This window comes from Bifidobacterium ruminantium DSM 6489 (genome assembly GCF_000770925.1).
Classification (GTDB): domain Bacteria; phylum Actinomycetota; class Actinomycetes; order Actinomycetales; family Bifidobacteriaceae; genus Bifidobacterium; species Bifidobacterium ruminantium.
On record NZ_JDTK01000001.1, the window covers coordinates 186,883 to 211,309 of the forward strand.

The 24,427-nt window shown below is 58.8% G+C and carries 17 protein-coding genes and 1 tRNA gene; 15 read left to right on the forward strand and 3 right to left on the reverse strand.

Annotation, left to right across the window (positions count from 1 at the left end; all coding sequences use genetic code 11):
• Nucleotides 1-30 precede the first annotated feature (30 nt).
• A complete protein-coding gene (locus tag OU26_RS00855) occupies nt 31-1,152 on the reverse strand; it encodes a 5-methyltetrahydropteroyltriglutamate--homocysteine S-methyltransferase (RefSeq protein WP_021913459.1) in 1,122 nt (373 codons plus the stop codon).
• 143 nt (nt 1,153-1,295) lie between these two features.
• Between OU26_RS00855 and OU26_RS00860 the strand changes: the two genes are divergently transcribed.
• Nucleotides 1,296-2,321 (forward strand): cation diffusion facilitator family transporter, encoded by a 1,026-nt coding sequence (locus OU26_RS00860; protein ID WP_026646016.1) that lies wholly within the window; start codon nt 1,296-1,298, stop codon nt 2,319-2,321.
• 101 nt (nt 2,322-2,422) lie between these two features.
• On the opposite strand, the gene OU26_RS00865 is transcribed toward OU26_RS00860, so the two are convergent.
• Entirely contained in the window at nt 2,423-4,024 is a 1,602-nt protein-coding gene (locus OU26_RS00865; protein WP_003809155.1) for an ABC-F family ATP-binding cassette domain-containing protein, read from the reverse strand.
• Nucleotides 4,025-4,185: 161 nt separating this feature from the next.
• Here OU26_RS00865 and OU26_RS00870 point away from each other — a divergent pair, with 161 nt between their 5' ends.
• Nucleotides 4,186-4,791, forward strand: a complete 606-nt coding sequence (locus OU26_RS00870) for an isochorismatase family protein (protein ID WP_026646017.1) — start codon at nt 4,186-4,188, stop codon at nt 4,789-4,791.
• A 382-nt stretch (nt 4,792-5,173) separates the two neighbouring features.
• Nucleotides 5,174-6,724, forward strand: coding sequence for an ATP-binding cassette domain-containing protein (locus OU26_RS00875; protein ID WP_237743775.1), 1,551 nt, complete (start codon nt 5,174-5,176; stop codon nt 6,722-6,724).
• A gap of 147 nt (nt 6,725-6,871) precedes the next feature.
• Here OU26_RS00875 and OU26_RS00880 read toward each other — a convergent pair whose 3' ends face one another.
• Nucleotides 6,872-7,324: a hypothetical protein gene (locus OU26_RS00880; protein ID WP_033498786.1), complete on the reverse strand. Its 453-nt coding sequence runs from the start codon at nt 7,322-7,324 to the stop codon at nt 6,872-6,874.
• A 354-nt stretch (nt 7,325-7,678) separates the two neighbouring features.
• Here OU26_RS00880 and OU26_RS00885 point away from each other — a divergent pair, with 354 nt between their 5' ends.
• The 12 genes from OU26_RS00885 to rapZ all read left to right on the forward strand — a co-directional run bounded on the left by OU26_RS00885 (nt 7,679) and on the right by rapZ (nt 24,306).
• Complete coding sequence (locus OU26_RS00885) at nt 7,679-8,689, forward strand: VanZ family protein (protein ID WP_026646020.1); 1,011 nt, start codon at nt 7,679-7,681, stop codon at nt 8,687-8,689.
• 115 nt (nt 8,690-8,804) lie between these two features.
• A tRNA-Gly gene (locus tag OU26_RS00890) sits at nt 8,805-8,880 on the forward strand.
• 241 nt (nt 8,881-9,121) lie between these two features.
• Nucleotides 9,122-9,247, forward strand: coding sequence for a hypothetical protein (locus OU26_RS10595; RefSeq protein WP_272944582.1), 126 nt, complete (start codon nt 9,122-9,124; stop codon nt 9,245-9,247).
• Nucleotides 9,248-9,426: 179 nt separating this feature from the next.
• Nucleotides 9,427-9,822: a GtrA family protein gene (locus tag OU26_RS00895; protein ID WP_026646021.1), complete on the forward strand. Its 396-nt coding sequence runs from the start codon at nt 9,427-9,429 to the stop codon at nt 9,820-9,822.
• Between the two features lie 137 nt (nt 9,823-9,959).
• Nucleotides 9,960-11,456, forward strand: coding sequence for a DUF3375 domain-containing protein (locus OU26_RS00900; RefSeq protein WP_051592888.1), 1,497 nt, complete (start codon nt 9,960-9,962; stop codon nt 11,454-11,456).
• A 44-nt stretch (nt 11,457-11,500) separates the two neighbouring features.
• A complete protein-coding gene (locus tag OU26_RS00905) occupies nt 11,501-12,289 on the forward strand; it encodes a DUF4194 domain-containing protein (RefSeq protein WP_237743778.1) in 789 nt (262 codons plus the stop codon).
• Entirely contained in the window at nt 12,286-15,744 is a 3,459-nt protein-coding gene (locus OU26_RS00910; protein ID WP_026646024.1) for an ATP-binding protein, read from the forward strand. Before OU26_RS00905 ends, OU26_RS00910 begins: the two co-directional genes overlap by 4 nt.
• A 2-nt stretch (nt 15,745-15,746) precedes the next feature.
• Complete coding sequence (locus tag OU26_RS00915) at nt 15,747-16,964, forward strand: DUF3322 and DUF2220 domain-containing protein (RefSeq protein WP_026646025.1); 1,218 nt, start codon at nt 15,747-15,749, stop codon at nt 16,962-16,964.
• A gap of 76 nt (nt 16,965-17,040) precedes the next feature.
• Nucleotides 17,041-20,028, forward strand: a complete 2,988-nt coding sequence (uvrA, locus tag OU26_RS00920) for an excinuclease ABC subunit UvrA (RefSeq protein WP_026646026.1) — start codon at nt 17,041-17,043, stop codon at nt 20,026-20,028.
• Entirely contained in the window at nt 20,025-22,385 is a 2,361-nt protein-coding gene (gene uvrC / locus OU26_RS00925) for an excinuclease ABC subunit UvrC (RefSeq protein WP_033498787.1), read from the forward strand. Before uvrA ends, uvrC begins: the two co-directional genes overlap by 4 nt.
• Before the next feature lie 44 nt (nt 22,386-22,429).
• Nucleotides 22,430-23,371, forward strand: a complete 942-nt coding sequence (locus tag OU26_RS00930) for a shikimate dehydrogenase family protein (protein ID WP_026646027.1) — start codon at nt 22,430-22,432, stop codon at nt 23,369-23,371.
• Nucleotides 23,371-24,306: an RNase adapter RapZ gene (rapZ, locus tag OU26_RS00935; protein ID WP_026646028.1), complete on the forward strand. Its 936-nt coding sequence runs from the start codon at nt 23,371-23,373 to the stop codon at nt 24,304-24,306. The genes OU26_RS00930 and rapZ overlap by 1 nt, the downstream gene beginning before the upstream one ends.
• Nucleotides 24,307-24,427 lie beyond the last annotated feature (121 nt).

Sequence of the window (24,427 nt, forward strand, 5' to 3'; positions counted from 1 at the left end):
TTATAGCTGATTGTGGATGGCGTGCTGTGTTTACTCGCCCCACACGTCCTTGGCGATGGATTGGACGAGTGCGATCTTGGCCCACTGCTGGTCTTCGGTGAGCTTGTTGCCTTCCTGGGTGGAGGCGAAGCCGCACTGGGTGGACAGGCACAGGCGGTCGAGCGGAATGTACTGGGCGGCTTCCTGGATGCGGGCCTTGATGGTGTCCGGATCCTCAAGGTCGGGCTTCTTGGAGGTGATCAGGCCGAGCACGACCTTCTTGTCGCCGGAGACTTCGGCGAGCGGCGCGAAATCGCCGGAACGGTCGTCGTCGAACTCGAGGTAGTAGGCGTCCACGTTCTCCTCGCCGAACAGTTTGGCCGCGACCGGCGCGTAGCCTCCGGAGGAAAGCCAGGTGGAGTGGAAGTTGCCGCGGCACACGTGGGTGTTGATGACCAGGTCGTCCGGCTGGTCGGCGATCACGGCGTTGATGACGTCGAGGTTCTCCTGCTGCAGGCGTAGCGCGTCCTCGTCGCTCCAGCCGAGACGTTCGCGTACGCTCGCATCGCACAGGCGGGTCCAGGTGCAGTCGTCGAACTGCACGTTGCGGCAGCCGGCGGCATACAGGTCGGCGATGACCTGGCGGTAGGCGGCGACGATGTCGGCGGTCAGCTCGTCGTCGTTCTTGTAGAACTCGTCATACGGGTAGGCGGCCGCGTTGCCGGTGAGCACGAATCGGGTCTGCGCGGGGGAGGGCATGGTCTGGCGGGCCACGGTGTTCTCGTCCTCGAACTGCTTGACGAACTTGAAATGTTCGACGAACGGATGGTTCTCGCCGGAGATCCTTCCGGTCACGGTGGCGGTGTCGGCCGGGGTCACCTCGTCGTGGAAGGCGACGCGGTGGGCTGCGGCGGCATGGTCCACGCCGTTGAAGCCCCACATGAAGTCGAAATGCCACCAGCCGCGGCGGAATTCGCCGTCGGTGATCACATGCAGGCCGGCGGCCTTCTGCTTGGCGACGAGTTCGGTGATGGCCTTGTCCTCGACCGCCTTGAGCGCTGCGGCATCGATTTTGCCGGCGGCGAAATCCTCACGCGCGGCCTTGAGCTCGGCCGGGCGGAGATAGGAGCCGACCACGTCGGCGCGGAACGGCGCGTTATGCGAGTATGCCATTGAATACCCCTTTTTTTGGAAAGCGACAAACACCTAGTGAAGGTTACACGCACGTCCCGAAACACGGGCGCACACGGCTTCTCGGCCAGTATTCGTGCTTGAATGGATGATGTTATCCGTTACACATTCGAGAATGGAAGGCAATGAGCGAATCGCGCGATTCCGCAGGCGACAGTACGACCACGAACAACATGGGGGAGGTGCGGGAAGCCGAACATCAGGGCGCAGCCGTCAAGGCGGCGTTGGGTGCGAACATCGGCGTCGCCATCGCGAAACTGTGCGCGGCGTTCTTCACCGGATCGTCCGCCATGCTGTCCGAATCGGTGCATTCCATTGCCGACTGCTCCAACGAAATCGTGCTGATGGCCGGAGGGCGCTTCTCCAAGCGCAAGACCGACGGTGACCATCCGTTCGGCCTGTACCGGGCGAAGTATCTCGCCTCATTCGTCGTGGCCACTCTGCTGTTCTTCGTCGGCGGCTTCTTCTCGACGTCCGAGGCCGTGAAGAAGCTGATCGCCCTTGCCGGCGATCCGGCTTTGCGGGACGTGAACCAGATGGAATTGCTTGTCGCCTTCGCCGTGGTGGTCATCAGCGCCTGCCTGGAAGGATACGGCCTGCATCAGAGCATCAAAGAGGCCAACGAGCGCATGGAGCGCACGAACACGCCTCGCATGGGCGCGTTCCGTTTCTGGCGGCACACCAAGTCCGCCGAACTCGCCTCGGTGATCATGGAGGACACGCTCGCATTGATTGGTCTGGCGTTCGCCGGTCTCGGCATCGGACTCGCGATCGCGCTGGACAATGAGATCTTCGATGCATTGGGCGGTCTTATGGTCGGTCTGGTGCTGATCGTCGGCTCACTGCTGTTGGCATTCAAGTCAGGTTCTCTGCTCATCGGCGAGGCCGTGGAGCCGGATACGCGACGGAAGATCATCGAGGCCGTCACCACCACGCCGGGTGTCGAACGTCTGCTGAACATGCAGACCGTGCACATGTCGGAGGATGACATCCTGCTATGCGTCAAAGTGCAGACCAGCAAACTGGACCGCGATTACGACGTTGAAACCGTCGACAAAATCGAAAAGGCGGTGCGTGGCGCGCTGCCGTGGTACAGTTTCGAAATCTACGTCGAACCAGATATTTACAGCGCCAAGCATGTGCATGCCTGACATGCGCATCGGCGAAGACAGCCGTTGATGATGACAATGGCCCCGGACGGAATGAATCCGTCCGGGGCCATTTCGCATATCGGTGGACGTTGATGGGCTGTCTACTCCTCGGCCACCAAATCCAGATAGGAGTCGTTCCACAGGTCCTCGTCGCCGTCGGGCATGAGCAGCACGCGTTCCGGATTCAACGCCTCGACCGCACCTTCATCGTGGGTGACCAGTACGATGGCACCCTCATATTTGGCGATGGCCTTCAGGATCTCGTCGCGGGATGCCGGATCCAGGTTGTTGGTCGGTTCATCAAGCAGTAGCACGTTCGCGCGGCTCGTCACCAGCGTGGCCAACGCCAGACGTGTTTTCTCGCCGCCGGACAGCACGCGTGCCGGTTTCAGCGCGTCATCGCCGGAGAACAGGAACGATCCAAGGATGGAACGTGCCTGTGTGTCGTCAAGTTCCGGTGCCACGTGGATCAGATTCTGCAGCACGGTGGCGTCAAGGTCCAATGTGTCGTGTTCCTGTGCGAAATAGCCGATTTTGCAGCCATGTCCATATTCCACGGATCCGGTGTCGGGATCCTCCAGATGGGCGAGCAGGCGCAGCGTGGTGGTTTTGCCGGCGCCGTTATAGCCCAGAATCACCACACGTGAACCTTTGTCGATCGCCAGGTTCACGCCTGCGAACACGATGTTCGAGCCATACGCTTTGGAGATGTCCTTTGCCATGATCGGCGTGCGGCCGCAGGGCGCCGGTTCCGGGAAGCGGATGTCAGCAACCTTCTCCTTCTTCTGCGCCTCGGACGTGTTCTCCAGCAGTTTCTCCGCGCGGCGCATCATGTTCTGCGCGGCCACGGCCTTGGTGGCCTTCGCGTGCAGACGGATGCCCTGCTGCATCAGACGTTCGGCCTTCTTCTCGGCGACCTCGCGTTCGCGGCGGCGACGTTCCTCGTCGACCACGCGCTGGTGCAGGTATGCCTTCCAGCCGAGAGAATACATGTCGATCTGGCCGAGCTGCGCATCCAAATGCCAGACCTTGTTCACCACTTCGTCAAGCAGTTCGGTGGAGTGGGAGATGACCAGGAAACCGCCCTCGTATTTTTTCAGATAGCCGCGCAGCCATTCGATGGAATCCGCGTCCAAATGGTTGGTCGGCTCGTCAAGGATCAGCGTGTCCGCGTCGGAGAACAGGATGCGGGCCAGTTCGATACGACGGCGTTGACCGCCGGAAAGCGTACCCAGCTGCTGGCCCATCACTTCCTGTGGCAGGCCGAGACTGGCCGCCATGGCGGTCGCTTCGGACTGTGCAGCATAGCCGCCGGCCTTTTCGAAATCCTGCATGGCCTTGTCGTAGCGGTTCATCGCCTTGGTCATGACATCCGGATCCGGATCGGTCATTTCCTTTTCGGCCTTGCGTATGCGTTTGATGATCGAAGCGATGTCGCGCGCGCTCATCATGCGGTCCAGTGCGGTCTGCTCCGGGTCTGCGGCATGCGTGTCCTGTGGCAGATAGCCGAGTTTGCCGGAGACACGTACCTTGCCGGCGGTCGGCAGCATATCGCCGGTGATCACACGGGTCAACGTGGTCTTGCCGGCGCCGTTGCGTCCGACCAGACCGATCTTGTCTCCCTTGGCAACGTGGAAGTTGGTGGGATGCAGCAACGTGCGCGCGCCGATCTGAATCTCAAGTCCCTGCGCCTCAATCGCCATGCCGTGATACCTCTAGTCTTTCGTGTTCCTTCAAACGCCAATCGAACATCATAGCGAACACCCGCAACCGTTACTATGCCGATGCAGTGGATGAAACGAATCATCCACTCGCGTGAACGGTCCGCTACAGTGGTGTCAGAACCATTCAGGAGGGAAGAAGCATGGCAAGGGCTTTGATTGTGGTGGATGTACAGCCGACGTTCTGCGAAGGAGGCGAACTGGGCGTGCAGGGAGGCAATGCGGTCGCCGAACGTATCGCGGATTATGTGAACGCGCGTCGGAGCGAATACGCATATATCGCGACCACGCAGGATTGGCATATCGAGCCGGGGACCCACTGGTCCGAGCATCCTGATTTCGTGGATACCTGGCCGGTGCACGGCAAGGCCGGGACCGCCAATGCCGAACTGCATCCCGCCATCGCCGCATTGAACATCGAACATCATTTCAAGAAGGGCCAGTATTCCCCCTCATATTCCGGCTTCGAAGGCTTTGAGGACAACACCGACCGCATTCCCACCCGTGAGGAAGTCTCCACCGCCATGGCCGCGGGCAGGACACTCGCCAACGGGTTGAAGACCGCGGGCATCACACGGGTCGATGTGGTCGGACTGGCCGAATCGCATTGCGTCAAGGAGACCGCTCTCGACGCGAAGAAGCTGGGTTTCGAAGTGCATGTCATCGAAAACCTGACCGAACCGGTCAGTGAGGAACTCGGTATCGCAGCCCGTCGGCAGATGAGTGAAGCCGGCATCATCCTTGACTGATCTCGACTGATCGGCCCCAATCAGCAGATACCAATCCGAATGGCGCCGACGGCCATGGCATTGTTCATAATGCTTGGGGTCGAATGACCATATGCTATGATGGAATATGTTGAGTGTATTTAAATCCTCCCATATGCCAAGAGGGTTTTCGGGAAAGAGAAACGGACATTGCGTATCTAACGGGCGGCGGATACCGTCGGCAGAACCGTGCGCGTTGAAGCGCACTGCCGCGTAGCTTGCTCGTATGCACATTTCACGGTTCCGTATCCGTTCGTTTTTTCACAATGAAGACCTCGCAGTGCGCCTGTATGAGAAAGAAGCCCCATACATGGCCCGGACAACAATGCTCACGCTTACTGGCATCTCTTACACATACCCGTCCATGTCTGAACCACTGTTCGAACACGTGTCCGCATCTTTCCAACAAGGATGGACCGCCGTGCTCGGCGACAACGGACTCGGCAAAACGACTCTACTGAACATCGCCATCGGAATGTTGCCCGCCGATACCGGCAGCATCAACCCGGACCCGCATGGACTCACTATCGCTACCTGCCCGCAAGACAACATGGTGAGGCCTAAGAACCTCGACGACTTCGCCACGGATTGGTCGCCCGGAACCATGCGTGTACGCAACGCGTTACACATCGGCGATGACTGGCCCTACCGTTATGAAACGCTTTCCGGAGGCGAAACGAAACGATTGCAGGTCGCTTGCGCAATCACAGCGCGTCCCGATGTGCTCGTGCTTGACGAACCCACCAACCACGTTGATGGTGAAACACGGAAAGCCATAGTCGAAGTCATGCGCCAATACCAGGGCATAGGCATCGTAATATCCCACGATGTCGCACTGGTTGACGCTACATGCGCACGATGCGTCATATTCGAACGACGGCACATCAGTGGGCGTAACATCACCGTCATCAGCGCATATGATGGCGGATATACGCAAGCGCATGAGCTGATGACGTCCAGACTGCGTGGAGACGAGGAGTCAATCCGTGCGGCACGGCAGGAAGTCACACGACTGCGGTCCGCACAAGCACAGCGACATCAAGCCATGCAAAGCGCATATGCTCGCAAACGCAACGGGTGGAAAATCGACCGCAAAGATCACAGCGCCCTCGATCACCACAAATGGATCGAAAAACAGACTGATACCGCTTCGGGCGCCGCATACCGACAAATGAACAAGCGTCTTGAACGAGCACAGCGCACACTAGATTCACTAACCGTAGCGGCCAAACGCTACGACGGCGACATCTGGATCGACATACGGCCAAGCAACAGAAAGGAGCTCCTGCATCTCACGGAAGGTATTATCATATTCGGCAGCGGCAGGATGACCAGCTCGAACGATGCCGCGAGAACGCCAACACAATCCATACTGCATGCCGACGGACATCAATGGAAGGTCGCGCATAATCCAGGGATGAGTGGTGAAAAACCACGGATGCCAGGCGTCGCCATACCAAAACTCAGCATCGGACAGCAAGACCATATCGGACTGACCGGTGCCAACGGACTCGGCAAAACAACCGTGATGAACGCATTGCTGGACAGCATGCCGGAAGACTTGCCGCATCTGATCGTCCAGCAGCAAACGGGAGAAGCCGCGCTTTCTCAAACCATGAGACGACTCGCCGCATTGCAGGGTAAGGAACGCTCGCAGGTGCTGGCCGCCTTCGCCCAGCTCAACGCCGATCCGGATAAGCTGCTTTCTAACGAAGCGCCGTCTCCGGGCGAACTGCGCAAGCTCATGTTGTGCTTGGGCATTCTTGACCGGCCTCAGTTGATTGTCATGGACGAGCCGACGAACTATCTTGACTTAGAGTCCAAGGTGGCTCTGGCAAGATGTCTTGCCGACTATCCGGGAGCATTGGTGGTGGCCAGTCATGATGAGTGGTTCCTTGACCAAGTAGTCAGATAAGCCAAGCGATGACTATGCCATCGAAAGCGGGTTTGCGTTCCGCGTGATCAGGACGCGTAGGCCCGCTTTTTATCAATGCTGTACTAAAGCCAATCGTCATCGTATGGTTTCGACATCATGGCATGGTGCACGGTATTCCGTTGAACTTTAATATCCCTCGTCGATGAAGATCCATCCGTGTTCCGCCCGCGCGGAACCGGGATTCCACGCGTACCAGCTTCCCCAGCCATCTTGGGACGAGTTCTGCGAGCCGGCACGGCAAGAGATGTCATTGGAGGGGTAAATCACATTGTCCATCCCGTATTCGTCAATGGCCGTGGAAATCGAAGAACTGCCACCGGAAGCCGTGACGTCGTGTTCGGCTGCAAGTAGCGTGGCTGAACGCTTTGCGTCATATCGGACGGCATCCACGCGGCACCCGTTCCAGGATTTCAGCCTGGCAAGATCCGCTTTTACCGCGCCATCGATCTGGGACTTGTTGGACTCGCCTGTCGCGTTGATGCTGATTTGAGCGTGGCTAACATCGGCTGGTCGGAACGGCAGATAGCCGAACCAGTATGCGCCGGCAACGCATACCAACGCGACGGTGATGGCTTTCATTTTTTTCTGCGGCCCGCATAGCACCTCCCTAACACGTTTTGCCGAAGCATACGGCGGATGCGTGATGAAACAGGACACATATCGAAGGATAACAGGGTACCCCCAACATCTGCTACGACGAAACACGTCAAGCGCCTCGAATCCTCTCATATGCCACGGCTCTCAGGAAAGGGAGTTCGAACACGTGTCCGCATCCTTTCCGATCAACCCAACGCACACGAACTCATGCCCAAGGATGAACAACAAGCGAATTCAGCCAAAAACGTAAACCCGACGGACGATGGCATAAACAAGACCAGCTTGACTACCGTCGAAAACAACAACGAAAAACACCACACACAAGGAAGACCGGCCATGTCATACGTCCTCTACTTCAGCAAGCCATTTACGCTCGCCATCGCACTCTGGCCCTTCCTCTCACTCCTGCTCACCCTACCGGTACTCGCTCTGCTCTATCACCGAGACAACCGTCTACGCTTCAGCTCAGCACTAACCGCTTACCTCATAGTGCTCTACCTCATCGCACTCGCATGCTTCACCCTGTATCCAATGCCCGAAAACGCGGCCGCTTACTGTGCCACCCATCACCTTAAACCGCAACTTAATCCACTCGAATTCATTCATGACATCCAAACCGACGGCCTCGCAGGCATCATGCAACTAGCCATGAACGTCGTATTCTTCATCCCCCTTGGCTTCTTTATGAAACGCACCTTCCGCTGGAAGCTCGCCATAGCGCTGCCAATCACATTCCTCACCTCACTACTCATCGAAACCACACAGCTTACTGGCATCTGGGGCATCTATCCGTGCGCATACCGTCTCTTCGACGTCGACGACCTCATCACTAACACCGTAGGCGGTGCGCTCGGCTTCGCCATAGGAAACGTCATCAACCGTCTACTGCCTCAGCGGCACATCGACAAGGATGCCATCACTACCAATCCTGGCTTCATACGCCGCTGCGTGGCGCTCGCAATTGATCTGCTCATCATTGGGGCGGCTTCAGTGTCGGTTTCAGCTTTCGTATATCTGGTCGGCGCGATGATTGATGTGAACCGTGCGAACGACATCAATTCGATTGTCTCCACCGTGTCCACCATGGTCATGTTTGTCCTCTTCGAAGGAATCATTCCGTGGAATCGTAACGGTCGCACACTGGGCGGCGGTTTCACCCGCATGACGATGGAGACGGAGGAGCGTTCCGGCATGCGCCGAGGCATATTCTATATGGCGCGCATAGTAGTGCTGTACTGCGCGGTTTATGGATTGGGAACCAGTTGCAGTTTCTACGTGCTGTTGCTCGACATGGCGCTTATCGTGTTCTGGTGCGCCGGGAAACGCATGCCGTACGATTGCATCTGACCCGTTAATAAATCGAATGCGCAACTCGACGTGCACGATGCGACACGCCGAAGCTTGCATGTTCGCCACCGCTCCTGTATATTTTCAACTCGTTGCCCACCACGGTGGAAAACATGCGGACATAGCTTAGTTGGTAAAGCGCAACCTTGCCAAGGTTGAGACCGCGGGTCCGAGTCCCGTTGTCCGCTCCATGAACAAAAAGGCTCCCAATCGGGAGCCTTTTTGTTGTTGCGCTGAATCGGTAGTCGATATGTCACACCTATCACGCCGATTGACAGCCTGGATATGACGGCGACCACATATGGGAAAACGTTTGACCACGATGCGGACGATTCCTTGAATCGAACGCGTTTATGAGTCAGACTTATGACTGTTCCACGGATGTTGGCAAAGTCGCCAGGGGGTGTGGGACGAACGGAGGTATATAAGGAAATGAACGACAATATTGACATTGACACCACTTTCGTGCCGGATGATTCCGCCAGCCATTCCTGGACGGAACGAGACAGCGAACTCGTCGAGGAGTACGCGGCTCAGCTCATGGCGATGAGCATCTGACCGGCGCCAGGTATAAGAAAAGGCGCATGACCCGTTTTCCGGATACAGACGGAACGGATCATGCGCCTTTCCTTATCCGTATAATCCACGACAGGCGAAACACCGGAATGCCACGGGGAAGACAACATATGGGACAGGATTCCCGACCGGAGCGCACAACGGATCAAAGAAGGAGACCCATGACGGCGAACACGAGGCGGAAAGGCGGCATCGTCAGACAGATGCTCAGCTACGGCGGCGTATCGGCGATGCAGACCTTTGTGGAATTCGGCGTATTCGCCATACTGCAGCTGATCGGTCTGCCGTTCCGTCTGGCGAACACCGCCGCGGTCTTCTGCTCCGGTACTTTCAACTACGTTATGAATCGCAATGTCACCTTCAAATCATCGTCGAACTATGCGCGTTCCATCGCCATGTTCGTGGCCATGTACTGCTGGAACCTCTTGTTCTCCAATCTGATGATGGCTTGGATTCCGGGACTGCTCGGATGGTCCACCATGGTGGTCAAAATCGTCACCATGGGCATGCAGGCCATCTGGGGGTTCCTGCTGTGCCGATACGTCATTTTCAAATAACCTCGAATTCCATATGGTCGTGGTTCTCCATGCCGTGAATCGCATCTCCATGGCCGCCGTTCCCCTTACAATAGGACACGCATCGAAAGTCTAGGTTGGGGAAGGATGGTCGTTCGTTGTCAGACGTGAGACGGGAGATGGAACGGCTCCGGCCCGTATACGAAACCGGCGTGCTGCGATTGCTGCTACGAGGCAATTCCATGTTGTACGTCGCGCTGCTGCGCTCGACGTTTGACCCACTCACCGGCGAACTGCCGCGCGAAATCGTGGAGGAACGCTTCGCGCGCAGTCTGGCAAGGCTCGCGGAAACCGGTGACTATACGCCCAAGGACGGGCAGACGAATGCGGAGGCCGCGCATGCGATCCTGTCCCAACTGACGAAGGAAGGCGAAGGCGACTATGCCTGGCTCGCCAATTCGCTTGACATCGCCTCGCACCGATACCTGTATCGTCTCACGGCGCGTGCCCACCGCGCCATCGAGGCGCTTGACCGGCTCGAGGACACCACTAAGGCGCTGTCCGGCGCGCAGGCCAACAGCATCATCATGGAAATCGAACATGCGCGCATGCAACTGACGGCCGACCCGCATGAACGCATCCGCCTGCTGGAACGCGACATCGAGGAGAAACAAAAGCAGATCGACGAGCTGAAGCACAGCGACACGTTGGACAAACTCACCTCGCAACAGGTGGGCGACATCATCGGCGTCATCCACAACACATTGCGAGGCGTTCCGATCGATCTGCGCGAACTCGCGCTCGAGGAACGTGACCATGGCGACAGCCTGCGCCGCAGCATGCAATCGGGAACCATCAGCGTGGAGCAGGCTCTCGGCACCTACCATGACGCATATCACCGATCGTTCCACGAATCCGACAGTGGTCGACGGTTCGAGGACGCGTTCCAAGTGATCGTCACCGATGAGGGCCGGCGTGAAATCGACGATGCAGTACGCGACATAGCGCAAAACCCGTATCTGGAAGGCGAGCCGGGCATCCTGCTTGCACAGGTGCGCGCCGAACTCAACCGCATATACGAAGGTATCGAGGACGTACGCAGACAGATCCGCATATCCGACGAGGCCGTGAGCCGGCTGGTACGCCAGCAGACTGACACGCATTACCGCACCATGCTGGACAAGCTCCACAGATTGTTCGTGCGGACCAACGACGATGCGAAGAACCATCCTGGTTCGGCGGAATTCCCGTATCATACGGACACCGGCATGGCGCAGTTCCAGGCGTTGCCGTCGCGTCCGGCGAAATCGATGGCGCGTGCCACAACCGCCGGCCTGCAGGATGCGCCCACAGCGGAAATCGACGCGCCCGACCTCAAAACCATGGTCGAGATGTGCGGACCAAGGCTGACGCATATGATTTCGCTCATCCGCCGTGATCCGGTGAGAACGTCGGACGGCATGTTCGTGGATATCGCAGCAAGCTTCAACAGGCTGCCACGCGCCGAACGGCGTGAAAGCGAGCTGATAGGATTCCTCAGCGCCATGCGGGCGCAGGACGGCTCGGCGAGCGCGGCATGGCATTGCGTATCGATTGACGGTGGAGAACGTGTATGGCGCACCAGACCGGTTCTCGCCAGCGAATCGACGCTTGACGGCATCATCGAGGAGGGATGAGCATGACGGATGATATCGACGACCAGGATGTCGGCGCCGAGACGATGGACGGCGGGGAAACCGGATATCCATCGGAGGAGCCCACAACACCGCAGACCATGCCGGCGCTATTCGACGGCGATACCGGCGACATGCCGCTCGAAGCGCGCAGGGCCGCGATCGCGCTCAAACGCGAACGGTACATCGACGGCAGCCTGTACGAGCGTGCGTGCGAATACCGTGAGGCCGTGGAGCGCTCGCTGAACAACGACATGCTCAGATTGGTCGACAACACGAAATACCGGATCATGTACGCGTCGCCCGTCACTGATTCGGAGACGAACATCCGCGCGCTGAAAACGCGTGTGAGCCTTACCCGGGAAGAGGCTGCCACGCTCGCGGCCCTGCGTATCAAGGTGCTGGAATATGAGAACCAGAAGGCCGAACCCGGCGACTGGCTCATCAGTTTCGACGACATCCGCGCGATGCTCGCCACAGGTGCGGGATTCCTCGCCGCCAGCAATGACGAGGAGGGTACGGCGAAGAAGATCGCCTCCGTCATCTCGCGTATGCGCACCTACGGGTATCTCGCGGACGCCGGCGAGACGAACATGTATGTGATCACTCCGCTGGTGCCGATGGTGCTCGACCGCGACCTTGCCGACGAATGGCTTGGCTCCGGGAAGATGGATGACGCTGGCGGCATGGACGATACCGGTACCGAAGGCTTGTCCGATTTTGACGATGAAAATGACATGGCCGATTCGAATGGGATTCCGGCATCCGATGTTGAACAGGATGCGTTCGATTTCGGCATGGCCGACGATTTCTTTGATGGAGAGGAAAACCGATGACAGAAGACGGCATGAAAATCGTTTCCGACCGGTGGATGCTGCGAAGCCGGCAGATTGTCAACTGGGGCTCCTACGGCGGCTATCACGTGTTCCGTCCCTCCATGGACGCGGATATGCCGGTGACCTTGCTCGCCGGCGCCAGCGAATCGGGGAAATCCACTCTCGTCGACGCCCAGATCTCTCTCCTATATCCCTCCGGCACGCCCTACAACAAGGCGTCGAACTCCGGACGCTCCGAACGCAACGACTACACGTATCTGCGCGGCATGATCGGCATAAGCGACGGCGACGACGGCGAGACCCCAATCTTCCTGCGCGGCAGGGACGCGGACGGCAAGCCGCAGAACATCTGGGGCGCGATCGTCGACACCTATGTGAACCGCAGCGACGGCGGCATACTGTCCTGCGGCAAGTTCCTGTACCTGACCGCCGGCGACGGGCCGGACGGGCTGCGCCGCCAGTTCGTCACGCACAACCAGCTCATCGACCCGCGGCTCATGGACCAGCATCGAGACACGCCATTCACCCGAGGTCTGATGGAGCAGACCTATCCGGGATGCACGACCCATGTCAACGCGGCCGCGTTCCACGCCTCCATCTGGCAGGACATGGGACTAAGCGCCGAAGCCTGCCGGCTCCTGCACAAGATACAATCCGCCGACGCTCCGTCGAAACTTGACGACATCTTCAAGCAAGGCGTCCTCGATGTGCCGGAATCCATCCGTCTCGCCCGTGAAACCGTCGATGACTACAACCGGTTCAGCGAGAACTTCCATAGCATGGAGGAAAAAGCTGCCCGGGTCGCCATCCTGCAGAACATCCAGACACGCTACGGCGAATACGCCAAACAACTCAGCGAACGACGCGAATACGAGCCCGTCAACCCTGATGACGAGCATGGGGAGACCACACTTGCCGCGTGGACACGCTCGCGCATGGCCAGCGAGGTGCGCTCCGGACTGCCCGCGGCACAAAGCAAGGCGAAGGAATCGCAGGAAGCCCTCAACCTTTCGCAGCAGCGCATTGACGATCTCAACGCGCAGATCGAAGCCGTCAAGGAGCGCATCAGCGGCATCGACGGCGGCAGTCTGCAGCAGCTTGGCAAAGATCTCAAACGCGCGCGTCAAGACGCCGACGAGGCCCGTCGCCAACGGCATGACATAGCCGAACGATTCGAACGAATCGAAGGCAAACTGCCCACCGACGAGCATGCGTGGGATCTAAAACGCGCCGCGCTGGCCGAATCGAACGACACATATGACGAACGGTTGGAGGAAGCGCAGGCCAAATACCGGCAGCTGGTGGGGGAGCTGCATGACAGGCAGCGCGAACGCGACGTGCTTCAACGGGATTACCGACGCAAGCTTGACCACAGGACGCGTATCAGCGACGAGATGGACGATGCGCGCGCGCTGATCGCGCAGGCGACCGGATTGGATGAGACGCAGCTGCCGTATGTGGCGGAATTGATGGATGTGGACGAGCGTGACGAACGGTGGCGTCTGGCGATGAACGTCACGTACGCGCCGATCGCGCAGACCATACTCGTAGACAAACGGTACGAGCAGGGATTCGCAGCGAAGGTCAGCACCATTGATCCGACACGTATGACGCGTCGCACGTGGCGTTTCGTCGACACGGATGCACGGTACGATTCCGCTAGCAACGAGGGATGGATGTCGTCGAAGCTGCGATACAAGGAGGATTCGCCGTTCGTCGGATGGTTGAAGCAGCAGACGTCCTCGGATCGTTTCGATGCGCGTTGCGTGGACGCCATCGATGACATGGATCGCGACGAGCGCCAGGTGCAGGTCGATGGGCAGATCAAATCCGGCGATCGTGGATTCCATGGCGTCAAAGGCATGCACCAGGTCATCGGTTTCATGAACGAACGCTACCTGGCCGAGTTGAAGAGCCAGCTCGACGAGGCCGGACAAGCCGCGGAGGACGCCGACCGTCGCAGCCGGCAGATGTCCAACGCGATCGCCCTATTGCAGGACGAGCATGAACTTGCCCGTGTCATAGCCGACATGCCGTGGAGCAAAATCGACGTGGACGGGCTTGAAACGAAAGCGGAGCAGATCCGTCGGCAGATCGAACGGATCGAAAGCGATCCCGAGCTGGGGCAATTGCAGGATGAGCTGCAACGTCTTCGCCGGCAGTCGGACGTCGAAGGCAAGAACAGGTTCCAGGCCGAGGCCGACCTGGAAAGCGCCCAGCGTGCCGTCCATGCCGAGCAGGCTTGGCTCGACGCGTACGGTGACTCGGATTTCGACGATTCCACGTTGTCCGACATGGTATCGAATCTTCTGGCCGACGCGTACGAGAACTGCTTCGGCACGTACGTGCATGCGCAGGATCGTCCGCTACTCATCGCCGGTGGTGCCGACAGTGAGGGATCGATGCCATTCGACAAACGTATGATGCGCAACATCGGACGCGTCATACGTAAGCGAATCCAGGAAACCGACGAGCGGGCCAACACGCTACGCACCGACACGGAAAGTGCCATGAGTGAATATCTCAGGCGTCATACCGCCGAAGACGACACCGTCACGGCAAGCGTGGAGGACTACCGGTATTACCTCGACGAGCTCAACATGCTCAACATGCTCGTCACCCGCGCCGCAACCGACGAGGAGTATGTCAACAGCGTCGAAAAACTGTACATGAGCTTCCAGCAGCTCAACCGTGCGCTCAACACCGACGAGGAAAACGTCAGGGAGCAGCTCGGCCGTATCAACGGCATGCTCAAGGACCAACAGTTCGGCCCGCGTGGAGGCAGGCTCTCGCTTGGCGTGAAGTTCGGAGACGTCGACCGGCAGTTCAGAAGATCATTGGGCGACATCATGTCGAAACTGGATGATTGGACACGCAACGGGCGTGACAATCCCATGGAGACCCGCAAGGCGTTCAAGGGCTGCGAGCCGTTCATCGGCAGACTGCAGGATGAGCTCAACAGCATCCATGACACGAACGGCATCAAGGAGTATGGCGCCCGCAACCTCGATCCCCGTGTGCGCAGCTCGTTCTACGCGACCGTGCATCATGATGACGCGCCCGACGAACATATCAGCTCAACCGGCGGCAAATCAGGCGGTGCGTTGCAGGAACTCACCTCGTTTGTCTACGGCGCGGCCCTGATTTATCTGCTTGGCGGCGATCTGACAGGCAAGCCCACCTACACCACGCTGTTCCTGGACGAAGCCCTTATCAAAGCCGATGGACGCTACACCAAGCGCGCCCTCACCGTGCTGCCGCGACTCGGCTTCCAAATCATCGTATCCGCCCCGGAAAGCAAAACCGCGGAGATCCTCAGCATCGCCAACAAGGCGTACGTGGCGTACAAGGATCCGTCCACAGGCAACTCGTACCTGCAGGAGCTCGACCGCGAAAACGCACAGGGCGAGTCGCAGGAGCCAACCGACAAAACCACACCATTGACGGAGGAGTAGCGATGGCAAAGGCCAGGAACGCCAAGGACGGCATGAGCATCCGTCGGGAGCTCGACGAATACGTCGACGCTCACCTCAACCGGCACATGTACGACACCGAAGTTTCCTGGCCCCTGCGCAAGACCATCCGTCTGCCCAAACAAGCCGAACTGGAGGACAACTACGCGCGCGTTCGCGCCCAGGACGACGTCATCCGCGACTGGGCGAACCGGCATCAATGCGAAACCAGCGAAAAGACCAAAATCGTTTCCAGCGGAATCGTCCGACAGAAAAGCCAGCTTGTCGACTCGGTGATCATACCCGACCTCGACACGGCTCTCCGTATAGCGACAAGAACCACGCGCGAACGCTATCTACGTGAGCGCCAACGCATGCGAGAACTCGCAGACGAATTCGGCATCAGCCAAGACAGCGCGTTGAATGTCGCCAAAACACTCAAGGATCATGATGACGTCGATTTCCGTCTCGTCATCCAAGCCGCACACTATTTCACCCGACACGACTGCCACACCATGACCCCACGCATGGTGCCGATTCCCGGGTTCAGCGCCAAATGGCTCGGCACTCCCAATTCTCAGCGCCGCAAAGCGATATGCATGCTCACCGGACGGGACAACCTCGACTTCCAGGAACGCCCCGGCGAACTCCGACTACGATTCATGGACGCCGAGCACCACGGCCAACCCGACCTCATCATCACCCAACCATGGATCCACAACAGACCAACCGACATCGCACACGCCATCATCATCGAAAACAAAGACACCTACCAGGCCATGCCCACCGCCGCACACGCCATCTGCATCTTCGGCAGCGGATACGCCACCCTGAAACGCATGACAACCCTCCTGCCATGGGTCACAGACATTCCCGACATCATCTACTGGGGAGACATGGACGCCGACGGACTCGACATCCTCTCCAAACTCCGCCAAACCGGCATCCCATGCGCATCCCTGCTGATGGACCCTGCCGCCTACCGGGCCTATGAACGATACGGCACCATGCTCGACACGAAAAACAAGCCACTCACCACGCGAGAGTCCAAACCCACGCCCCAGCTCACCTCCGAGGAACGCGGACTCTACGAAATGCTCTGCACCGGAACCAATGCGACATACCTGCGAATAGAACAGGAACGCATACCCATTGCGGACGCCGCGGCCATTCTGCATGACCAATACCAATGGCCCATCGCCATGCCCGATGACACCATATAGAACACCTGTTCGAAACCAACACGAAAATACGCTATCCTATACACCTAGAACAGGCACAACAAAAGCGGAGGGGAAAGTGGCCGCCAAACGAAACAACACCACACATAACGAAGTCGTGGTCGAACGAGTCCTCACCAGCGACGCGTTTCTGACACGCGAAATCAAAAAAGCGCCGATGCGGATGAAGGACGGTTCGCTCATAGCGGATCTGAAACACCTGCCCAACGACCTCAAAATCGTCATCCAGGGCGCTCGCGAGCATAACCTCAAGAACGTCGACTTGGAGTTTCCGCGCAACCGCATGGTGGTGTTCACCGGCCTGTCCGGCTCAGGCAAATCCTCGTTGGCGTTCGACACGCTGTTCGCGGAGGGGCAGCGTCGCTATGTCGAATCGCTGTCGGCGTACGCACGCCAGTTCCTGGGACAGATGGACAAGCCCGACGTCGATTTCATCGAGGGTCTGAGCCCCGCCGTGTCAATCGACCAGAAAACCACGAACCGCAATCCCCGTTCGACTGTCGGCACGATTACGGAGATTTACGATTACCTGCGACTGCTGTTCGCACGTACCGGCATTCCGCACTGTCCGGAATGCGGCGCTTTGGTGAGCGCGCAGACGCCGCAGCAGATGGTGGATGCGCTACTGAAGTATCCGGAGCGCACGCGCTTCCAGATTCTCGCGCCTGTCGTGCGCGGCCGCAAAGGCGAGTTCGAGGATCTGCTCGAACTGCTGCGCGGCGATGGCTACGCGCGCGCTCTGATCGACGGCGAGATGCGGCAGCTGTTGGATGACATCAAGCTCACCAAGCAGAAGAAGCACACCATCGAAGTGGTGGTGGACCGTCTGGTGGTCAAGGACGGCATCCGCCAGCGTCTGACCGATTCGGTGGAGACGGCGCTGAAGCTCGCCAAGGGCGTGATCGTCGCCGACTTCGTCGATTTGGACGAGAAGGATCCGAATCGACGCAAACCGTTCTCCGAGAAACGCGCCTGTCCGAACGGACACCAGTTGGAGCTTGACGAGATCGAGCCCCGGACCTTCTCGTTCAACGCGCCGTATGGAGCCTGCCCGGAATGCACGGGCATCGGCTACAAACTGGAGATCGACCCTGAATTGGTGATTCCAGATCCGGACAAGACGCTGAACGAGAACGCCATCGAGCCGTGGGGCATGACCAAGGGCGCTGGCGAATACTACCGGCATGTGCTTGAAGGTCTCGGTGAGGAGATGGGATTCGATCTGGACACGCCTTGGAAGGATCTTCCCAAGGATGCGCGCGATGCCATCATGTACGGACGCGATTTCAAGGTGCAGGTCTCATATCGCAACCGGTGGGGACGTATCCGCGAATATTCGACGGGATTCGAAGGCGTGGTCCGCACGCTGATGCGTCGACATGATGAGACCGATTCCGACCAGATGAAGCAGTATTACGAATCGTATATGCGCGAAGTGCCATGCCAGGCATGCCATGGCCGGAGGCTCCGCCCCGAAGTGCTCGCCGTCACCGTGGGAGGGGAATCCATCGCGGACGTGTGCGACATGTCGGCCGAACGTAGTCTCGCATGGATCAACGGTCTTGAACTTGAGGGCTCCGCCGCGCAGATCGCCGGCGAGGTGGTCAAGGAGATTCGTGCCCGGCTTGGATTCCTCAATGACGTCGGTCTGAATTATCTGACATTGTCCCGTGCGGCGAAGACCCTGTCCGGCGGCGAGGCGCAGCGTATCCGTCTGGCGACCCAGATCGGTTCCGGCCTGGTGGGCGTCATGTATGTGTTGGATGAGCCGTCCATCGGCCTGCATCAACGCGACAACGAGCGGCTGATCACCACGCTGCATCATCTGCGCGACCTCGGTAACACGCTGATCGTCGTCGAACACGACGAGGACACCATCAAAAGCGCTGACTGGGTCATCGACATCGGCCCGGGAGCGGGCGAACACGGCGGCGAGGTCGTCTATTCTGGCCCCGCGAAAAAGATCATCGATGCCCCTCGTTCCATCACGGGAGACTACATTGCCGGCCGTAGAAGCATCGAAGTGCCCAAGAAGCGGCGCAAGACGCATAAGACCAAGCAGTTGCGTGTGGTGGGTGCCCGCGAGAACAACCTGAAGAACCTCAACGTCAACTTCCCGCTGGGCGTCTTCACCTGCGTGACAGGCGTGTCCGGCTCCGGCAAATCCACACTGGTCAACCAGATTCTCTATCCAGTGCTTGCCGACAAGCTCAATGGCGCGCGCATCGTGCCCGGAAAGCATACGCGCGTGGAGGGAATCGACCAGTGCGACAAAGTGATTCACGTCGACCAGAATCCGATCGGCCGCACGCCACGTTCCAATCCCGCTACCTACACCGGCGTGTGGGACAAAATCCGCACGCTGTTCGCCAAAACGCCCGAAGCGCAGGTGAGAGGCTACGGTCCCGGACGCTTCTCGTTCAACGTCAAAGGCGGCCGCTGCGAAGCCTGCCATGGGGACGGCACGCTGAAGATCGAAATGAACTTCCTGCCGGACGTGTACGTGGATTGCGAGGAATGCCACGGCCAGCGTTATAACCGCGAGACCCTCGAGGTGAAATACAACGGCAAATCCGTGGCCGACGTACTGAACATGCCTATCGAGGAGGCTGCGCGGTTCTTCAAAGCGTATCCGTCCATTTCGCGATATCTCGACACTTTGGTGCAGGTTGGTCTTGGCTATATCCGTCTAGGACAGCCGGCTCCGACGCTGTCCGGAGGCGAATCGCAGCGCGTCAAGCTCGCCACGGAACTGCAACGCCGTTCCACCGGCAAAACCGTATACATCCTCGACGAGCCGACCACCGGTTTGCATTTCGAGGATGTGCGCAAGCTGCTGCTCGTGCTGCAGGGTCTGGTGGACAAGGGCAACACGGTCATCGTCATCGAACACAACCTCGATGTGGTCAAATCCGCGGATTGGATCATTGACCTGGGTCCCGAAGGCGGTGACGGCGGCGGCACCATCGTCACCGAAGGCACGCCGGAGCAGGTCGCGCAGTGCGAGCAATCCTGGACGGGCAAGTTCCTCAAGAGCGTGCTATGAGCGATTTTGAACGGCACAGCCCAGAGGTATGGCGGAAAACGGCGGACTCGCTGCGCGAGACTGCCGGACAGGCCGCCGACGTTCTCTCGGACTCGGAAGGTAGGGGAGTGAACAGGAACGGCGCGCCTTTGCTGGGTGACACCCGCGATCTGTTCCGTCCGAAGACCTCCGACATTCCGGCCCAGCCGGGCGTGTACAAGTGGCGCGACGGGGAGGGACGCGTCATCTACGTCGGCAAGGCCAAGAACCTGCGCAACCGGTTGACGAATTACTTCCAGCCGCTCTACCAGCTGCATCCGCGCACCCAGACCATGGTGCTGACCGCACGCAGTCTCGAATGGACGGTCGTCGGCACGGAACTGGAATCACTCACCTTGGAGTACACATGGATCAAGGAATTCGATCCGCGGTTCAACGTGGTGTTCCGCGATGACAAGACCTATCCGTATCTAGCCATCTCCTCCGGCGAGCGCGTGCCGCGCATATGGGTGACGCGCAGCCGCAAACGTCGAGACACCCGGTATTTCGGACCTTATGCGAAAGTATGGGATCTTCGGCATAGTCTCGATCGTCTGCTTAAGACCTTTCCCGTGCGCACCTGCTCGCAGAACGTGTTCCATAAGGCGGAGATTACGCATCGGCCTTGTCTGCTGGCATCGATAGGGAAGTGTTCGGCGCCGTGCGTGGGGCGCATCGGTGCCAAGGAGCATCGCAGGATGTGTGAGCAGTTGGTGGGCGTGCTGACCGGACGGATCGGCAAGTCGTACATCGCGCAACTGACCCGTGAGATGAAGCTGGCAAGCGACGAATTGGAATTCGAGAAGGCCGCTCGCCTGCGCGACCAGATCCAAATGCTGCAGACCGTGGTCGAGCAGAACGCCGTCGTGTTCGATTCGGATGTCGACGCCGACGTGTTCGGCATCGCCTCCGATGAGCTCGAGGCAAGCGTGCACGCGTTCTTCGTGCGCGCCGGTTCCATACGCGGAGAACGCAATTGGAGCGTCGAACGAGTCGAGGACATCAGTGATGAGGAACTGATTTCAGACCTCATCACGCAGGTGTATTCGGAGACCGCAGGGGAGAACGTTTCCGCGTCCTCGGCCACCATCGTCACTGAGCAGCGCAACGCGATCGGTTCTACGCAGACCGTGACGGCCGTGGGTGCGGCCGCACGCGCGCAAGCCACGAAAGAGCGCAATGAACGGCAGGAGCAGACGGGACGCGCGGATCTTCTGGCTCCGATCGCTCCTGTGCCGCGCGAGGTGATCGTCCCGATCGAACCTGCCCGGCGTGAGGATCTTGAACAATGGCTGAGCGGATTGCGCGGAGCGGCCGTCACCATCCGTGTGGTCAGCAGGGGAGACAAGAAACAGCTCATGGACCGCGCGAACGACAACGCCAAGCAGGCGTTGCAGCGCAGCAAGATGAGCCGTATCAGCGATATGGGCGCCCGTTCGGACGCGATGAACGATGTGGCGCAGGCCCTTGGCCTCGAACAGGCGCCGTTGCGCATCGAATGCTACGACATCTCCAATACCGTCGGCGGTGCATATCAGGTGGCGTCCATGGTGGTGTTCGAGGATGCCATCGCGAAAAAATCGGAATACCGGCGCTTTGCTATCCGCGGCGCGGATGGGCAGGGCGCGTTGGACGATTTAAGCGCGCTGTACGAGACGTTGGCCCGTCGTTTCCGTCACGGTAACATTGCGGGCGATTCCGGGGAAAGCATGGACAACGAAAAACGCGTATCCAGACAGAACGGATTGTCGGATGAGACGGACGCATCCGCAACGACGCCCGTGCAGCAGAACACGGACCGTCACCATTTCGCCTACAAACCGAATCTCGTCGTCGTCGACGGTGGCAAGCCGCAGGTCATGGCCGCGGCCAAGGCGCTTGCCGATTGTGGCGTGGATGATGTGGCGGTCTGCGGATTGGCGAAGCGTCTGGAGGAGGTGTGGGTGCCGGACGACGATTATCCGATCATCCTCAAGCGTCAGTCCGAAGGCATGTATCTGCTGCAGCGTGTACGTGACGAGTCGCACCGTTTCGCCATCACCTATCATCGTCAGACAAGACGCAAGGGCATGCTGCGTTCCGCTCTGGACGATATTCCAGGCATCGGCGAGGCTTATCAGAAGCGGTTGCTCAACCACTTCGGTTCCGTGCGCGCCATGCGTGAGGCAAGCGTTGAGGATTTCGAACAGGTCAAAGGCATCGGACATGCCAAAGCGGAAGCCATATATCAGGCGTTGCATACTTCCGACGAGAGCGTCGCCGAAATCGGGAATGCCGGTGACGAATCAGGCACAAGTCCGAAAGATGAAATGAAAACAGAGGCAAAACACACGAAATGACATTCACGTTGCTAGCATGATGATGGAAACATCAAGGAGGGAACATGACGAATGTCGGTCATCGGTGCGCGGTTCTCGGCAAGCCCATCGCACACTCGCTTTCCCCTGTGCTGCATAACGCCGCCTACCGGGCGCTAGGACTGGATGGATGGTTCTACGACAAGCATGAGGTAGGGGAGTCCGAGCTTGAGGGTTTCCTGAAATCGCTTGACGACAGCTGGACGGGCCTGAGCCTGACCATGCCGTTGAAGAAGACCATCCAGCCATACGGCGTGCCATGCAACACTTGGGCAAAAGAACTCGAAGTGGCTAACACCGCCGTCTTTGACTGGACCGGCACATGCCACAACGGCGATACCGCCATCCCCGCCATCAAGCTCTACAACACGGATGTCAAAGGCATCGAACTCGCTTTCCGGCATTCATATATGAACCGAGGAATGCGACCGGAGTCCGAGCGCGCGGGTGAGGCGGTAATCGTCGGCAACGGAAACACCGCCACCTCAGCATTGGCCGCATGCACCGAAATGCCGTCAATCGAACATGTCACCGTTGTGGCACGGCATCCCGACAAAAACGCCGCTCTCAAACCTTTGGCCGGCAAATACATGGGAGAGGGATCCATAGACATCGTTGGCATGGATCAAGCGATCCGGAAGCTGGATCATGCCGACATCGTCATCAACACCATTCCGGGACTCGCCGCTGACCCAATCGCCGAAGCATTCACGTCGACGGATGCCCTCGCGCACGGGACACTGCTTGACGTGGTATACGATCCCCGTCCCACCAAACTCATGCTGGCCTGGAGGTCGCACGGCGGCACGGCCATCGGCGGTGAGGAGATGCTGCTGTACCAGGCCATGGTTCAGGTCTGGCTGATGACCGGCATGTGGGACGACGACCCGCCAAGCCATCCAATCGATCAACAAAAAGTCGACGCGCTGGAACATGCCATGCGCGCCGCGCTTGAGGAGGCTCTGTGATGAGTGAACGGAACGATACCATCCATCAGACAGGCAAACACGTGAGTCCGACTCCGCCCGCCAAGGATTTCGAGGTGCTGCTCATCACCGGCATGAGTGGCGCCGGACGTTCCCATGCCGCCAACAGCATCGAGGACATGGGCTGGTATGTGGTGGACAATATGCCCCCGAAGCTGTTGGTTCCGCTGGTTGACATGATGACCAGTTCCGGATCGAACATCCATAAGCTCGCCGCGGTCATCGATGTGCGGTCCCGTGACTACTTCGACGATCTGTCCGCCGTGCTGAGCCATTTGGACGATCTTGGAGTGAAGACCCGTATCCTCTTCCTCGACGCAAGCAACGAAGTGCTCATCAAACGCTACGAGTCCGTGCGCCGGCCGCATCCCCTTCAGCAGGGCAATCGCCTTATCGACGGCATTCTCGAGGAACGTGATCTGCTGAAGAACCTCAAAGAGCATGCGGACATCGTCATCGACACCTCGACGCTGAGCATCCACCAGCTGTCCACGAAACTGTATGAAGGTCTGCTCGGCTCCGGTCCGACCACGGTTTCCGTGCATATCTTCAGCTTCGGTTTCAAGTATGGCATTCCAATCGACGCGGATTTTGTGGCAGACGTCCGGTTCCTGCCCAATCCGTTCTGGGTGCCCAAGCTTCGCTCATTGACGGGCAAGGACAAGCCCGTAAGCGATTACGTGCTGTCCAGCGAAGGGGCCGAGGAATTCCTGGACGCGTATGAAAAAGCCATCGCCGTCGCCATCGAAGGATACGCGCAGGAGGACAAGCATTACGTGACCATCGCCATCGGATGCACCGGAGGCCAGCATCGTTCCGTGGCCATGAGCGAGGCGCTAGCCAAGCGTCTGCGCGCCAGAGGTCTCACCGTCTCCGTTTCGGCACGCGAACTGGACAAGCGCGCGACGGAACAATGACCGCATTATGAGAAAACAAGGTCCGAATATACGGAAAACATCTCATCTTTGTCCAAGATATTCGGTATCACAGTAAGCCGGTAGCAGTGCGAGTCGACCTTGCGACTCGCCTGAAATTATA

Bases quoted from the DNA above. Each gene is read 5' to 3' on its own strand.
- OU26_RS10595 (WP_272944582.1), top strand. From the start codon at position 9,122: ATGAACGACAATATTGACATTGACACCACTTTCGTGCCGGATGATTCC.
- OU26_RS00865 (WP_003809155.1), bottom strand. From the start codon at position 4,024: ATGGCGATTGAGGCGCAGGGACTTGAGATTCAGATCGGCGCGCGCACG.
- OU26_RS00860 (WP_026646016.1), top strand. From the start codon at position 1,296: ATGAGCGAATCGCGCGATTCCGCAGGCGACAGTACGACCACGAACAAC.
- OU26_RS00885 (WP_026646020.1), top strand. From the start codon at position 7,679: ATGTCATACGTCCTCTACTTCAGCAAGCCATTTACGCTCGCCATCGCA.
- uvrC (WP_033498787.1), top strand. From the start codon at position 20,025: ATGAGCGATTTTGAACGGCACAGCCCAGAGGTATGGCGGAAAACGGCG.
- rapZ (WP_026646028.1), top strand. From the start codon at position 23,371: ATGAGTGAACGGAACGATACCATCCATCAGACAGGCAAACACGTGAGT.
- OU26_RS00915 (WP_026646025.1), top strand. From the start codon at position 15,747: ATGGCAAAGGCCAGGAACGCCAAGGACGGCATGAGCATCCGTCGGGAG.
- OU26_RS00875 (WP_237743775.1), top strand. From the start codon at position 5,174: ATGTCTGAACCACTGTTCGAACACGTGTCCGCATCTTTCCAACAAGGA.
- OU26_RS00895 (WP_026646021.1), top strand. From the start codon at position 9,427: ATGACGGCGAACACGAGGCGGAAAGGCGGCATCGTCAGACAGATGCTC.
- OU26_RS00900 (WP_051592888.1), top strand. From the start codon at position 9,960: ATGGAACGGCTCCGGCCCGTATACGAAACCGGCGTGCTGCGATTGCTG.
- OU26_RS00870 (WP_026646017.1), top strand. From the start codon at position 4,186: ATGGCAAGGGCTTTGATTGTGGTGGATGTACAGCCGACGTTCTGCGAA.
- OU26_RS00855 (WP_021913459.1), bottom strand. From the start codon at position 1,152: ATGGCATACTCGCATAACGCGCCGTTCCGCGCCGACGTGGTCGGCTCC.
- OU26_RS00930 (WP_026646027.1), top strand. From the start codon at position 22,430: ATGACGAATGTCGGTCATCGGTGCGCGGTTCTCGGCAAGCCCATCGCA.
- OU26_RS00905 (WP_237743778.1), top strand. From the start codon at position 11,501: ATGGACGGCGGGGAAACCGGATATCCATCGGAGGAGCCCACAACACCG.
- OU26_RS00910 (WP_026646024.1), top strand. From the start codon at position 12,286: ATGACAGAAGACGGCATGAAAATCGTTTCCGACCGGTGGATGCTGCGA.
- OU26_RS00880 (WP_033498786.1), bottom strand. From the start codon at position 7,324: ATGAAAGCCATCACCGTCGCGTTGGTATGCGTTGCCGGCGCATACTGG.